Below are 14,025 nucleotides of genomic sequence, written 5' to 3' on the forward strand. Positions count from 1 at the left end.
AATGAAGCCAACAAGATCCCGCCAACGGGATTTTTCTTAGCCGGGGATCGGGGAGTTCGTTGAGGTGTTCGGACTACGCGCCCCGGATGGAAAATTCCTGTTCAAGCCAGCCTTCGCCGTCCTTGACGCGGATTTTGAGAGTGTGATCGCCGGAAGGTATCACTTTGTCCGAGGCGTCATCTTCGGTTCCGAGCAGATACGGCGGCCCCGGCATGCGATTCACGAGTTGGCCGTCGAGCCATGTCTCCATTTCGCCCAATGCTGTTCCGTCAACCCATACCCGCAGGCGCTCCCATCCGTGATAACCGGGAAGTTCCGAAGGGGGGGTGATTGAGATACGTTTGCTGCGCAACGGACGCAGGCGGGCGTCCTCGTCCCACCATCGCCGGATCGCGCTTGAACTCGACAACAGACGCATCGTCCGCTGGTGCATGGGTGCGCCCATGACGCGCGCGTCCGCCTGATAAATGTACAATCCCGGCGCGCCCGCTTCATATAACCGCATCACGCGCCAGAGAAACGGCCCCGGCATCGGAAGGCCCCATCCCAGACCGTCCATGCACGGCAACACTTGGCAAGGGGTTCCCTCGACGGCGGCGAGATAAGGCGCCGCGTCAATATCGAGTTGCTTGCCTTGGATATTGCTTGGGCACAGGTAATCCACCCATGGTGCGGAACCATCCGGTGGACGCGCCCACGTGCGGTAGTCGAACAATTCGCTCCGCCGAACGCCGGTCCCGGGAAAGCGCGCCAAGACCGGAACATGCACGCCGCGAGCCTGCCCGAATTCCTCCGTGATCGCGTGGAGCGCCTGCAGAAACGTGTTGCACGTTTCGACGGCGTCAATGGTTTCCGGATACCGGCAGAAGTCTATCGAAACGCCCATGGCGCCGAGTTCGAGCGACTCGCGATAGAGCGACAAGGCATACTCGCGCACTTCCGGCGCCTCGAAACGCAAGGCCGATCCACGTATCCATTCCGGATGGTTTTTCGAGAAATCCCCCTGCAGCGGCGATCCGGGATAGCAATTGCTGGCGCCGAAGTTGGCGTGCCATTGCAGGCCGAGATCGCGCGCATAACGCACCTCCGTCGAAACCGTCGTCGTGAACTGCTGCATCCGGCCGACATTGTCCGTCTTCGGTTGTGACACTTCGCCGATGGGGTCGCCGATGGTCGAGTAGATCAGGCGATCCGTCAGGTCGGTTTCATAGACGGATTTCATGCCGAAACGCCCAAGTTGCGTATCCACAAGGGGTATGCCTGCCTGTTTGTAGGCCAGGAGCGGCTCGCGGTGCTGAAGGTTCTCGTGAATATCCTCGACGAACGCCCATGAGTACGGCTCCCAGTATCCGGCGATTCGCTTGTCCGCGACGCCGACATACGGTTCATCCATCTTTGCGGCGAGTTCGCCGGACAACGGCACGAACTTGATGTAATCCATGGCGCCGGGCGTGTAGCCCGTATAGTGATGCGGCTGCCGCATGACAACCCCCTGATGTTCCATGCGTGTCCATCGCCACAGAATTTCCTCGGCGGGAAACCGCGAGGCAAGCGAGTCGTAGCGTTCGTCTCCCGTCAGGCGCACCTTCATGCCGCACGACGCCGGCGTGCACACGAAGATCGCGTAATGCCCTTTCAATCCCGGCATGAACGACAGTTGCGGCAACGGCATGCCGGATGGCGAGGCGCCGTACAGCGCCCGGCCGCCGGAAATGGCGCTGTCCGGTTTATCCGGCGCGCCATAGACCCACTTGCCTTCGGGACGCGATCCATCGGCGACCACGAAATCTTTCTGCAGGACACCCATCCAGTCTTCCATGTAGACCACATCCGAATTGTCCGCAAGAATCCGCGAGCGAAGCAGTTCCTTCGGATTTGTTCCCTCCAATACAATCCGCAGGTCAATGTCTACTTTGCCGTCAATCTGTGCGTCCGGATAGGGGTTGAACACGAGGGTCCGGCGAAGCCCCGCCGCGCGCCGTTCGACTATCCGGCCCTGAATCCATTCCTTCCATTCTTCGCCCGAGACCAGTTCAAGCCCTGTTTCGGACAGAAGCGGCATCACTTTAGCCGGCCGCCAGTCGCCGGCATCCGGCGGGGACCATGTGCAAACAAGGGAGGCCGCGTCCGGCGCATCCGCGGGAACCGCATACACGATGTGAATAAAGCGGGTCACGGGATCCACGGAAACGTCCGCCTCCTGGGCAAGGGCGGATCCAAACATAAGAACGACAAAAAAGATCGCCTTCAAATTTTGGAAACACATGACCGATTTCCTCCTTGAAATGCCGGGCCATTTGATGGACACCGGCGTCCAGCGTTTTACGCCGTAACCGTTTCATTTCATCTGTTCCCGGTAAATTTGCAAAGTCATTTCGGCGGTTCGATTCCATGTGAATCCTTGTGCGCGGGCCTGTCCAGACAGGATCAGGCGGTTTCTGAGCGATTCGTCGGTGGCGGCATCGAACAGGGCGGCCGACAAGGCTTCAACATCGTCCGGATCAACCAATAGACCCGCATCCGCCACAACTTCGGGAAGACTCGAACGGTTCGACACGACAACGGGCGTTCCGCAGGCCATGGCTTCGAGCGGCGGCAACCCGAATCCCTCGAACAGGCTTGGCCATGCCAACACGCGCGCAGCCGAATACAACGCGGGTAAATCGTCGTTCGCGATAAAGCCGGGAAAATGGATGCGCCGCGGATGAAGCGATGCGGCGGCCGCCGCGCGGATCGGCCCGGTTTTCCAGCCGTCCCGTCCGGCCAAGACAAGGTCGTATGGGCACGCATCCGCAATGCGATCCCACGCGGCAATCAGGCGGACCAGATTCTTGCGCGGCTCCATCGTGCCGGCATAAAGAATGAACTGATCCGGCAGGCGATACCATGTCCGCGCCGTAGCCTGCTGTTCAGACGAAACGGGGCGAAACTCATCGCCCACCCCCAAGGGCACGATCGCCATATTTTCTTCGCCCAAGCCCAGAAAGGCGCGGCAATCGTCGGCGGTCGCTTGTGAATCCACGATGATCGCGTTGGCGTGGCGGGCGCTCCATCGTGTGGCGAACCGGTAATAGGCGGCCCGGTTGCGGCGGAACCATTCGGGATGGTGGAAATACGTCAGGTCGTGGATGGTCAATACGGTCCTGCCCGGCGGAAAAAGCGGGCCTATATTGGCGGGATAGTGGACCAAATCCGCGCCAAACCTCCGCGCATGCGAATGCACAAGGATTTGATCGACATATACGCGCGCCAGCGGATTGCCTGCCTCGACCTGTTCGAAAAAGTCGGGCAGGCTGGCCGGCGGCAACGGCACATGCCGGGGCCACAGCACGCGCAGTTCGACGTCCTTAGCGCGGCCCGGCAGTCTGCGCGCCAGTTCGGCCACGTAACGCCCCGTGCCGCTGCGGTTGCCTGCCTGCAATGCGTTCAACAAAACTCGCATGCCGTTACCCCAAGGCAATCCGGCCTCGATCATTCCATCAAATGGATGGATTGCCCTATTTTTTTGAAAATTCCAGTTCGATGCGGGTTGGACGGCCCGGTTCGACGGGGAGGGCCAGCCGGGAACCGCTGTTTTTCTTTGCGATGGGAGTTTCTCCGACTTTGCCGGACTTGAGTGTGTATCCTTCCGGGATTTCGACATAGGCGGTGGCTTTGACCTTGTTTTTCCCTTCAAACAGAGCGGTCAAAATGTTTTTGTCGTCTTTCCATGCCACCTGCTTGAGATCGTCGAAAAGCAGGCACGGTCCGGTGGAGGCGCCCAGTAGTGCGGGAAATGCCGGTTTGGACGACACGCCATACACCGCAAGATCGTTTCCATTCGAGATGGCAATGTCGGGGGCTTCGTCTTTTCCGTCCGCGGCGTGCCAGACAATCTTTCCGTCTGTTTTTTCGAGAAGAAGATCGGCCAGTTTCCATGGCGGAGCGCCGGGAAAGGCGATGACGGAATGGGTTTCGACGCCTTCTTGTGCGCGGGCGATTGCAGTCATCCAGAGTTTGGGACCGGTGTGCGATGCGTCAACGGGGCGGGCGTACGTACGTCCCGTTTCGACGGCCTGCGACAATGCTTTCAGGATGCCCTTCGATGGTTTGCCGGTGCATTCGATGGGGGAGGAAAAAAGGACCAAGGCCGCGGCCAGCGCGTCTTCGACGGACGTGCCGTCGGTGGACACCAGGCGAACCGCGCCCGGCGATACGCCAAACTCGGTCATGCGTCCCGTGGCGGCGGCGGCTTCGAGCCACGCATCGAGGGTTGCGGGGAGGGCGCAGGCGGAAGAGGCCGCGACGGGACGCCCTTCGGCCGCCTCCTGCATGACCTGCATGGCCAACACGGCGGCCTGGGCGCGTGTCAGGTTGAATTTTTTCAGTGCTTCGTCGGGGATATTCGACGGTGGTACGACAAAAAAACGATACCCCCACGCCACGGTCTTTTTCAGACGGCCGACGGCATATTTCCGTCCATCCGGATTCGATAGATTAATCCAGCGGGCGCCGTCGGAAGCCGTGAAGGTCCAATCGTCGCTACCACCGAGCGTCATAAGCGGATCGATCGTGAGTCCCGGCTGCATGCCCAAGCCGGACAATTCCTTGGCCGTTTTGGACATGTCCTTGGGGTAGGCGGGCGTGCAGCCTTCCATGGAGCCGGGACGACCTTCCCAGTGTTCGGGAACGAGCGCATGTTTCACGCCGGATCCTTCCCATGCCTTGACTGTTTCGATCAATTTGGATTCCGGATCGCCCTTGTCCGTGGAAATCCAAGCGCGGGGAAGTTCCTTGTGCATTTCCGCGTGAGGCAGGCGGCTGGCCACCCAAGCATAATTCTGGTCAATCTCGGCCGGACTTGTCGTACGATAGGTCAGCCAGACGGGATCGCTGGACAGTTTCTGGCCGGGTTCGATGCGGATGGACGGGGAATAGACGCAGACCACTTCGCCTTGCCAAGAGTCCGCGCCCCGGGAAACTTCGGCGCTCGATTCGGCAATGCCGCCGGGCGCCACGCCGAAAGAGAGGCAGAATTTGTGGGCCGGATCTTCAAATACGTTCAGAATGGAGGGCGCGGATTTATCGAAGACGGCATGTCCCCCGGAGATTCGGGTGCGCCGTGCGGCGATTTTCGTCTCCGCGCTCAATTTGCCGATACCGGACGGTCCCAGGACGGCAGGGGCAAGGCTTTTGATTTCGACCGGTTTGTCGCCGGTGTTGCCGATGGCCAGACGCACCAGAATAAAGGGGCGGTCCTTGTATATGGACATGCTGTGGCGCACGACAAGGCCGTCTTTCACCGGAAACTGGCTGGTAAAGACCGTGCCATGGCCCAAATCGTCGGAAAAGGTTTCGCGCAGACTTTCGGCCTTGCCCAACGTCTGCGCGTTCCATGTGGACCCGTCGGCGAAAGCGATGCGGAATCCCGCGTTTTCGATGACGTGGCCCGCGCCCGGCATGTCCAGGGTCCACTCCGCGTTTTCGACCGCGTAATAGATTTGCCCATTGTCCGAACCAAACCGGTAATGATCACGCAAGGCCCACAACTTCGCGTCTTCTTCGGTCATTCCGTTTGCATCGAGTTTGGGCTTTGCCTTGGCCGGAGTAGTCTTCTTGGCCGCCGGTTTTGACGCGGGGGATTTTGCGGGCGCTGCTCCTGCGCCAAAGGCCAACAAAACGGCCAGGATCATTGATCCTGCCATGCGAATACCTATTTTCACGCCTGTTTCCTCCAAGTGTTATGGCTTGGGATTCCGGCAACGGCCATCCGTTCCCGGCAAAACGCGGATTATACCTGAATGCGGCGTGACGGTTACAGCAGTGTTTCAGCCTTCAAGGTGACGGTTTGGACTTCCTTGCCGTGAGAAATGACGATTTCCGCCTCCTTGCCTTCCTCCGAAGGCAGCGCGGCGAATGCCTCGGCATGGGAAGCCCCTTCCATGTCCTTGCCGTTGACGGAGATAAGCGTGGATCCCGGTGGGATGCCTGCACGGTCGGCGGGCGAATTCAGTGCAATCCAGAGCGTCCAAAGGCCGTTGTGGAACGATGCAAGGCCCAGTCCGCAGCCGATGATGGGCCCATCGGACGGGGGGGAAGGGGAATGCGGCTCAAGACGGAGCCATCCTTGATCGAAGTGGATTGTGGCGTGGACATGTCTCAAGAAACCGGCGCCGATTCGGATGGGATGTTGGCCGGGTTCGATGGCGCATAGGGGATGGCGGATTTCCGCAGTGCCCACACGCACGCTTTTCAGACGGATTTGGACACGTCCAACGGAATCGTCAACTTCACCCGGTGCGGATCGCACCGCCAGTTTAGGTATATTTCCAAGTACGATGCCCAGTTCGGCCAAAAGTGATTCCGGGATGGCGATTGTCCCGCCGAATGTGGTGTCGAGCACGGCGGATCGCACCGTCGTTCCTTCCAGGAGCACGGGAACGGAGATTCTGTCATCCACGCGGGTTATTTTGACAATTCGCGGGTCATGATCATCCTTCAGGACCGCGGCGTCGGCCTTACGGATTCTAAAAGCGCCGCGGCCTAGATCCAGGTCAATTTCCGGGCCGAACACCCGTGGATTGACGATACCGGCCACGGTCGCTCCCAACAGGCCGCATAACGGGGCGAGATCCATGACGACGCATTCGCTGGCAACGGCCGGGCGTTCTCCGCAGCGAAAAGAATCGAGAAGAACTTTGCGTGTATTGGTGGATGCGCCGGAAGTTGTATCGAGGCCAAGGTAATCGGCGACTTCACGCGCGATCACCGTTTGTGGAATGGAAAGATCCAAGAGCATGTAATAAGGCTCTACCTTGTTCAAGGCAACGGGGACCAGCGGACGGTTGCGAATACAAAGAAGTTCCGTGTTTTTTTCGTCTGCGGCAAGGGCTTCAGCGGCAAGCAAGAAGATGAAAGCACAGAGCGCCGCGTGGCGTGGGCGCCGAAAATGCGGAAGGAGGAAGGATGAAAGGGTCATGATCGGAACGATACCGCGGGTGTCACCCTTCTTCGTTTTCCTTTGAGAGCCGCGCCAGCATGTCCCGAATATTGATCGCGCCTTTTACCGCGACATACACGGTAACCGTCGAGTACCAGAGCAGCGCGGCGCCGGTCAAGCCGGCCCAGAACCAGTGAATCATATCCACTCCATGCGTCCCATGCGTCTTATTGTGCCCGAGGGCACGGTTTCAGCAACGAGCCGACAACCATCGCGGCTCCGGCTATGAGATATGTCGCAATGCCGGAATAATAAGGCCCGATGACCTTGGCGATATGCGCCGTGGCCGGCACTTGTTCGATGACGAGAAATCCAACGGGAATCGCTGCCCCGAAGATAATAGCCGCTGTCGCTCCCCAGTTGTTCGCGCGTTTCCAGTAACAACACGCGATGAGCAGCGTGGACATGCTGGACAGGTAAATCGTGCCCGTTACGCCCAAATAGGTCCACAGATCGCCTTTCAACGGATACCAAAGGCCGTAAATGAGCAGGAAGACGCCGATGCACGCCACGATGCAACGGTTCCACAACAGGCCGCGTTTCTCGGACCATTTCGACTTGCGGAACGGTCCGAGGATATCGTTGTAAATCACGCTGCTCCACGTCAGCATGTAGGCTGAATCGGTGGACATGTCGGCGGCAAGCATTGCGGCGACCACCAATCCCATGAGACCGACGGGCACCACCGTGGCCAGCAGCATCGGCATGGCCTGGAGGGTGTTGCCGTTCAGCGCCGCTGCCGGAATCGTCGCGAGGGCGGCCACGCCCCAGATTCCCGGTATCAGGAACCGGCAAATAAAGAAGAAACTCGTGCGCGTGTAGACCTGCTGGCCGGTCTTGGTGTCCTTGGCGGCAAGCAAGCGTTGGATGGTCGTCTGCCATGTCATGACCGCCGCAAGGTTCAACATCAGATTGAAGACGACGTAAGGCCACCCCATCGTTTCGTTGACAAAGGGGTTGAATCCGCCCGCGCCGTAGTTCATTTCCACGGCTTTTACCATCGCGCCCCAGCCCACATTGACCAGCAGGAGCACAGTCACCGCAATCAGACCGACGCTCATGACGATGAATTGGAGGAAATCCGTGACCAGCACCGACAACAATCCGCCCAGGATGGTGTATACGGCGACCATAACCAAAAGCAGGGTCATCGTTATTTCGAGGTAGCCCACATGCAGCCCGCAGACCGTGACCAGAAACTCGCCGCCCGTCCGCAGGAACACGCCCATGTTCAACAGGCCGCCCAGCACAATGACCACGCCGCTCAACCATCGCACGCGCGATCCGAATCGTTTATCGAACAATTCCGGAATAGTCATGACGCCCGCGTCGCGCAATGGTTTTACGCAGAATCCGGTCAGTCCGACGAACAACATGGCCGCCGCGTAGAGGATGCCGGGCGTCGCGCCCGCGAAACCCTTGTCGTACCCGTTTTGGGCCGCATACATGCAGGTGACGATGCCGAATTCCGTGGCCGCGAGCGACGCGATGCCGAGGTACAAGTCCATCTGGTGCCCGGCGATGAGGAAATGCTCGACTTTGCCGACGTACTTACGCACGGCGATACCCGCCGCCATCGTCAGCAGCAGGTACACGCCCACGATACTGCCGTCTATCCATGAAAAATGACCCATCGGTCTATCCCCGTCCACATTTCATACGGATTTTCGCTAATCCCGTCATACGCCGAGCGACCAGCCTTCCCGGTAGGGCGGATTGATCAGCGCGTTGGCCTCAGGCACGTTCGTAATCGTCATGGTTTCGCTGTCCCAGCAAATTTTCTTTCCCGTGCGAATCGCGATGTTGCCGAGCAGGACGGCCTCGGTCAGCGGTCCCGCGAAATCGAAATTCGATCCGGCCGGGTCGCCGCCCTTGCACGCATTGATCCACTCTTGATAGTGGCCCGGCGAACGCGGGAGGATTTTGGGCGGAGCGCCGTATTCCTTCATGCGCGTTTCAGGGATTAGGCGGTGGTTGAGAATTTTTCCCTTGTCGCCGATGTAGAGCATACCGTCGCCGCCGCCCATCTGCCGTTCCGGTTCCAGTTCTTTGGGACGCCACGGCATAAGGCCGCCGTCCCACCACGTCAGCGTCACGGCGGGGCGGTCCCCCAATGCGGGAAACTCGAACCGGACGATGGACGCCGTCGGCGCGCTTTCGTTGTTGACTTCCGGCGGACATTGCGCGGCGGTTGAGGTGGCTTCGACGCAAGAGGGGGGGCCCAGTTTCAAAGTTTTGAAAATGGCGGAGAAATTGTGGCAGCCGATGTCGCCCAGCACACCGGTGCCGAAATCCCACCAACCGCGCCATACGAATGGATTGTAGGCATGTTCGACGTAGGGACGGAACGGCGCCGGGCCGAGCCAGAGATCCCAGTCGAGCGTGTCCGGCACGGGCGACGATCCTTCCGGCCGAGGCATGCCGCGCGGCGAAATGGAGGGATTTCGGTTGCACCATCCGTGGATCTCGCGCACGGTTCCGATGGCCCCACCATGGATGAGTTCATACAGCACGCGGGCTTCCTCGGAGGCTTGGCCTTGGTTGCCCATCTGCGTGGCGACTTTTGCCTCGCGCGCCGCCTTGGCCACCATGCGAGCCTCATACACCGAATGCGTCAACGGTTTTTGACAATAGACATGCTTGCCCAGTTGGATCGCGGCCATCGAAATCACCGCGTGCAAATGATCCGGCGTGGCGATGGTCACCGCGTCAATGTCCTTCTGCTTTTCGAGCATGACGCGGAAATCCCGGTATCGCTTGGCATTCGGGTAACGTTCATATACTTTCGCGGCGTAGGCGTCGTCCACATCGCACAATGCGACGATGTTCTCGCTCTTGAGATTGTCCAAGTCAACGCCGCCCATGCCGCCGATGCCGATGCCGGCGATGTTGAGTTTCTCGTTCGGCGAAACCTTGCGCCGCTTTCGCCGGGGCGTGGCGGCCGCCGAACCGGCGGCGAAACTTCCCGCGGCCATTGTCGCTCCCATCAGAAAATACCGTCGTGAAATCCCCGTATCGCGCATGCTGGATCCTCCCGTAACCGTCATGGCCAACGTAAAAGCCGTTCACATGGGCATTGTAGCCGCGGGCCGCAAGGCAATCAAACCATGTTTCGCGAGCGTGGATGGAGCGTGGACGACGCGGACACAGTGGACGAAATGGGCCGGGGCAGCTCTCCGTCACACAAGGGGCCGGAGGAATTCGACGCTTTGCCGGATGTTGTCGTCCGCGCCGTAGCATTCGAGCGACACAACGCCGTCCCAGCTCGTTTCCTTGAGAAAGGCCAGGCAATTTCTGATGTTGTCCGCATTGACACCGCCGCCGATGGGCGTTTCGCTGCAAGCGATTCCGGTTTCCTCGCCGCGCACCGCGGCGGCCAGACCGGCGCTCACGTCCTTGATATGGCAATGCGAGACGTACGGGCGAAGCGCTTTCAGGTAATCCAAGGGATTATGGCCCGCGATGAAGGTGTTGCCCGTATCGAAATTGCAGCGCAGCCATTCGGAATCGAAATGCCGGAAAAGCCGGAGCATGAAGTCAATGTCGTTCGTGTACGGACCGTGCGGCTCGACGTTGATGACGACGCGGTAGTCTTCGGCCCATGGCAACACCTGGCGGTAATTGTCGCAAGTAATGCGGAAAACTTCTTCGCGCGTGTAGCCTTCGATTTCGAATGCGCCGTCCACCGTATCCACCATGGGGCAATCCAACTCGGCGGCGAACCGAATGGATTGCTGGACATATTGCACGCCGAACGCCGAGCCGTCCGGCCCCATTAGGGGATACGAACCGTCAATCTGCGAAATCTTCAACCCGCGTTCGTCGCAAAATCGCTTGAGCGCGCGCGGATTGGACTGGAGCGAAATGCCCGGTTCATACCCCATCGCCTGGATGAAATACTGGCCGTGGATGGCCGCGAATTCAAGGTGTTTCAGGCCGTATTTGACGGCGGTTTCAGCGGCTTGTTTGAAATTGCCGCTCAGGGGACGCCAGTTGTCCGTGTGCATGCCCAGTTCGATCATGTTGGTTTCCTCCCGGTTATTTTCCCTTTGCTTTTTCGTCGTCGAACGGTTCCAGCCCCGCCGCCCACGCGCAACCCCGTCGCATCAATTCGGCCGCGCCGCGATTCTGGAAGGCGCCCGTGTCGTGTCCGAGCGGACAATGAAACACACGGCCTTTTCCGTATGCAAACGCAAACGCCATGGGATAATCCTTGCCGTCCACCTTCGATCGCGCCGTTGCCAGCACCTCGATGGGGCGATCGCCCGCGAGACAGGTGTACAGTTCATCCGTCGTATCAAAGGCATCCAATTCCTTTGTAATGGGATGCGTTTTGTTGACAATGTCCACGCGGAACGTGCCGAAGGGATCGTGACCGCGCAGTTTGGGATCCCACACACGCCCCGCCAATTCCTTGAATTCCGGCCATTCCTGAAACGCGCCGCACGCGAAATGGACCAGCATAAGCCCCTTGCCGTCTTCCACGAACCGCCTGAGATTTGCACGGGCATCCGGACCGGGATCGGGCTGTTCCCAGTTCATGAAATGCAGGACGATGGCATCGTATTGGCCGAGATCGGACGATGCAAGCGATTTTGGATCTTCTGTCACCGTCACGCGGAGACGTGCATCTTCCCGTAACAATTCGGCCAGAACGGGCGCGGTTTCCTGCCATTTGTGCCCCGGATAATCCTGGCCTGTGACCAGTAGGACGCTTTTCGCGGTCATTTCCACGGGGGGCTTGTCCTGCGTTGCGACTGCCGCGCTTGTAAGGCCTGCCGCCAGCACCATGGCGTGGAACCAAGTTCTTCTCACCGGCAATTTTCCCTCGATACCTGTTGGGTAGTCCGCAAAACAGAAAAAACGTTTCGCTCGGCGCATTATGGGCCATGACAGCGGCCAATGACAAGATACGGAAACATGTTGTGGTTTTATTCCGTGGCCGTTTCCTGGAACAGCAGGGGTACAAGCCGCTGTTTTTCTTGCCAATTTGACTGGGTGGGCGGTTATTTGCTAAGGTATTGGCCGTTTATTTAAGGCTTCAGGGCGGTTGACGTGAATCGGCTTAGACTGTCGTTGTCGGCAATAACGCCTTCCGGGGCGAATATACATGTTGCGTTGAGCACGGCGGATCTTCAGCCGGAAGGCGTGGAAGAGCAACTGCCGGGATCCGTTTCGGTTACGGGTGTTTTGACGGAAGCCGGCGGCGAATATCTTTTTCGCGGCACGGTATCGGGCGCGTTTGATTTGAAATGCGACCGATGCCTCGAGGATGCCCGCCATTTGTTCAGCGCGGATGTGTGCTGGACCTATGTGGAAAGCGCGACGCCGGTTGCGCCCGGCATGGAAGTGGATGGCATGTCCGGTGACGAGACGGTCCATCCATTCACGGGCAATGAAATTGACCTGGCGCCGGAAGTCTGGGAAGAAGTTGTTTTGGCGGCGCCGGCAAAGGCGTTGTGCCGTTCCGATTGCGCGGGCCTGTGTCCGCGCTGCGGAATGAATTGGAACCACGGCAAGTGCGCTTGCCGTACAACAGAGGAATTGGATCGCAAGGGCTTGGCGGGATTGGCCAGTCTGTACCCGAATCTGAAGCCCAATCGTCCGGAGGAATAAAACGTGCCAGTACCAAAAAGAAGAACGGGCAAGGCCAAGCGCAACATGCGCCGTTCGCATCATGCCATGACCCCAGCCAACGCCATTGAATGTCCAAGTTGCGGCGAGAAGACCATGCCGCATCGCGTTTGCCTGAAATGCGGCCATTACAAGGAACGCCTTGTCATCGGGACCGAATCCGATTAACCGCGGGACCCGTTCGTTTTCGTCAACTGTATTTCAGGGCGACCGGCCCGCGCGATCGCGCAAGCCGACCCCTTCCGAGAATCCGCCATGCGAATAGCCTTGGATGCCATGGGGTGCGATCGGGCGCCTTATGTGGAAGTGCACGGCGCGGTCATTGCCAGCATGTCCACGGGGACGGAAGTGTTGTTGGTGGGCGATCCGCATGAATTGAAACCCGCCTTGGCCGCCTACCGCAAGCCGCACCGCGTCTCGATTGTTCCCGCTTCTGAGGTTATCGGGATGGCCGATACCCCGGCCAAGGCCGTGCGCCAGAAACGCGACTCCTCGCTGCTGGTGGCCATGCGCTTGGCCAAGGAAGGCCGCGTGGACGGCGTCGTCAGCGCGGGCAATACCGGCGCGGTGATGATCGGCGCGCGCATGGTGCTGGGGCCCATCCGCGGCGTGGCGCGATCAGCGATTTGCCAGGCGCTGCCAACATTGAAAACCCCGGCCCTCGTGCTTGATTTGGGCGCCAACGTGGATTGCACGGCGCGGCATTTGTGCGAATTCACCGAGATGGGCATTGTCTATTCTGAACGGGTGCTGGGCGTGAAGAATCCTCGGGTCGGCCTGTTGAATATCGGCGAAGAGCAGGCCAAGGGCAATGAAATCGCCAAAACGGTCCATCGGATCCTCAGTGAATCGCAGCATGTCAATTTCGTCGGCAACGTCGAGCCGAAGGCCGTCTATCTCGGCGCGGCGGACGTGGTGGTGTGCGACGGATTCGTCGGCAATCTTTTCCTGAAGACCACGGAAGCCGTGGCGTCGCTGATGGGGCGTCTGCTCAAAGAACAACTCGCCTCCTCGTGGCTGAGCAAATTCGGCGCCCTGTTGAGCATGAGGGCCTTTCGCCGCCTTAAGCAAACCGTGGACCCGAACGAGTATATTGGCGCGCCGCTGCTCGGCGTGAATGGCAATGTGATCATTTGCCACGGGGCGTCGTCCGCGCGGGGGATTGCGAACGCGATTCACGGCGCCTGCAAAGCCGCCGAAATGGGCGTGAATGAGCATATCCGCGAGGCGGTCCTGCTTCTGCGCAAGGACGAGTCCCTCAAGGAGGCCAACGGCGAATAACCCATCGCGACGGAACCGGGTTTTTTCCCCTGTAATTGGACGGGGTCGTCATGGTATGCTTTGCGCATCGAGGCATGGCCGCAAAAGGGCGCGCGTGCGCAACGTGCGCAGAGGCGTCCAATGAGAGGTTG

The 14,025-nt window shown here is 59.4% G+C and carries 12 protein-coding genes; 3 read left to right on the forward strand and 9 right to left on the reverse strand.

Features of this window, described 5'->3' with window-relative positions:
• Nucleotides 1-73 precede the first annotated feature (73 nt).
• The 9 genes from P5540_12680 to P5540_12720 all read right to left on the reverse strand — a co-directional run bounded on the left by P5540_12680 (nt 74) and on the right by P5540_12720 (nt 11,794).
• The gene (locus tag P5540_12680) at nt 74-2,266 is read right to left on the reverse strand and encodes a hypothetical protein (protein HRT65670.1); all 2,193 of its coding nucleotides are present in this window, start codon (nt 2,264-2,266) and stop codon (nt 74-76) included.
• A 72-nt stretch (nt 2,267-2,338) separates the two neighbouring features.
• Entirely contained in the window at nt 2,339-3,442 is a 1,104-nt protein-coding gene (locus P5540_12685; GenBank protein ID HRT65671.1) for a glycosyltransferase family 1 protein, read from the reverse strand.
• A 55-nt stretch (nt 3,443-3,497) separates the two neighbouring features.
• A complete protein-coding gene (locus tag P5540_12690) occupies nt 3,498-5,702 on the reverse strand; it encodes a hypothetical protein (protein HRT65672.1) in 2,205 nt (734 codons plus the stop codon).
• A gap of 92 nt (nt 5,703-5,794) precedes the next feature.
• Nucleotides 5,795-6,778, reverse strand: a complete 984-nt coding sequence (locus P5540_12695) for a PDZ domain-containing protein (protein ID HRT65673.1) — start codon at nt 6,776-6,778, stop codon at nt 5,795-5,797.
• A 202-nt stretch (nt 6,779-6,980) separates the two neighbouring features.
• Nucleotides 6,981-7,121 (reverse strand): hypothetical protein, encoded by a 141-nt coding sequence (locus P5540_12700; protein ID HRT65674.1) that lies wholly within the window; start codon nt 7,119-7,121, stop codon nt 6,981-6,983.
• 25 nt (nt 7,122-7,146) lie between these two features.
• The gene (locus tag P5540_12705; protein HRT65675.1) at nt 7,147-8,613 is read right to left on the reverse strand and encodes a sodium:solute symporter family protein; all 1,467 of its coding nucleotides are present in this window, start codon (nt 8,611-8,613) and stop codon (nt 7,147-7,149) included.
• Between the two features lie 45 nt (nt 8,614-8,658).
• On the reverse strand, nt 8,659-10,002 hold the full coding sequence (locus P5540_12710) for a Gfo/Idh/MocA family oxidoreductase (protein HRT65676.1): 1,344 nt from the start codon (nt 10,000-10,002) through the stop codon (nt 8,659-8,661).
• Between the two features lie 156 nt (nt 10,003-10,158).
• Entirely contained in the window at nt 10,159-11,001 is an 843-nt protein-coding gene (locus P5540_12715) for a sugar phosphate isomerase/epimerase family protein (protein HRT65677.1), read from the reverse strand.
• A 16-nt stretch (nt 11,002-11,017) separates the two neighbouring features.
• The gene (locus P5540_12720; GenBank protein HRT65678.1) at nt 11,018-11,794 is read right to left on the reverse strand and encodes a ThuA domain-containing protein; all 777 of its coding nucleotides are present in this window, start codon (nt 11,792-11,794) and stop codon (nt 11,018-11,020) included.
• A gap of 240 nt (nt 11,795-12,034) precedes the next feature.
• Between P5540_12720 and P5540_12725 the strand changes: the two genes are divergently transcribed.
• From P5540_12725 to plsX, 3 genes are all read left to right on the forward strand, one after another.
• Entirely contained in the window at nt 12,035-12,595 is a 561-nt protein-coding gene (locus tag P5540_12725; GenBank protein HRT65679.1) for a DUF177 domain-containing protein, read from the forward strand.
• Nucleotides 12,596-12,598: 3 nt separating this feature from the next.
• The gene (rpmF, locus tag P5540_12730; protein HRT65680.1) at nt 12,599-12,781 is read left to right on the forward strand and encodes a 50S ribosomal protein L32; all 183 of its coding nucleotides are present in this window, start codon (nt 12,599-12,601) and stop codon (nt 12,779-12,781) included.
• 87 nt (nt 12,782-12,868) lie between these two features.
• Nucleotides 12,869-13,894, forward strand: coding sequence for a phosphate acyltransferase PlsX (gene plsX, locus P5540_12735; protein HRT65681.1), 1,026 nt, complete (start codon nt 12,869-12,871; stop codon nt 13,892-13,894).
• Nucleotides 13,895-14,025 lie beyond the last annotated feature (131 nt).

The sequence above is a fragment of the Candidatus Hydrogenedentota bacterium genome (genome assembly GCA_035450225.1).
GTDB lineage: Bacteria > Hydrogenedentota > Hydrogenedentia > Hydrogenedentales > SLHB01 > DSVR01.

Excerpts from the sequence above, each read along its gene's own strand:
- P5540_12705 (HRT65675.1), bottom strand. The coding sequence starts at position 8,613 with ATGGGTCATTTTTCATGGATAGACGGCAGTATCGTGGGCGTGTACCTG.
- P5540_12700 (HRT65674.1), bottom strand. The coding sequence starts at position 7,121 with ATGATTCACTGGTTCTGGGCCGGCTTGACCGGCGCCGCGCTGCTCTGG.
- P5540_12715 (HRT65677.1), bottom strand. The coding sequence starts at position 11,001 with ATGATCGAACTGGGCATGCACACGGACAACTGGCGTCCCCTGAGCGGC.
- plsX (HRT65681.1), top strand. The coding sequence starts at position 12,869 with ATGCGAATAGCCTTGGATGCCATGGGGTGCGATCGGGCGCCTTATGTG.
- P5540_12695 (HRT65673.1), bottom strand. The coding sequence starts at position 6,778 with ATGCTCTTGGATCTTTCCATTCCACAAACGGTGATCGCGCGTGAAGTC.
- P5540_12680 (HRT65670.1), bottom strand. The coding sequence starts at position 2,266 with ATGTGTTTCCAAAATTTGAAGGCGATCTTTTTTGTCGTTCTTATGTTT.
- P5540_12710 (HRT65676.1), bottom strand. The coding sequence starts at position 10,002 with ATGCGCGATACGGGGATTTCACGACGGTATTTTCTGATGGGAGCGACA.
- P5540_12685 (HRT65671.1), bottom strand. The coding sequence starts at position 3,442 with ATGCGAGTTTTGTTGAACGCATTGCAGGCAGGCAACCGCAGCGGCACG.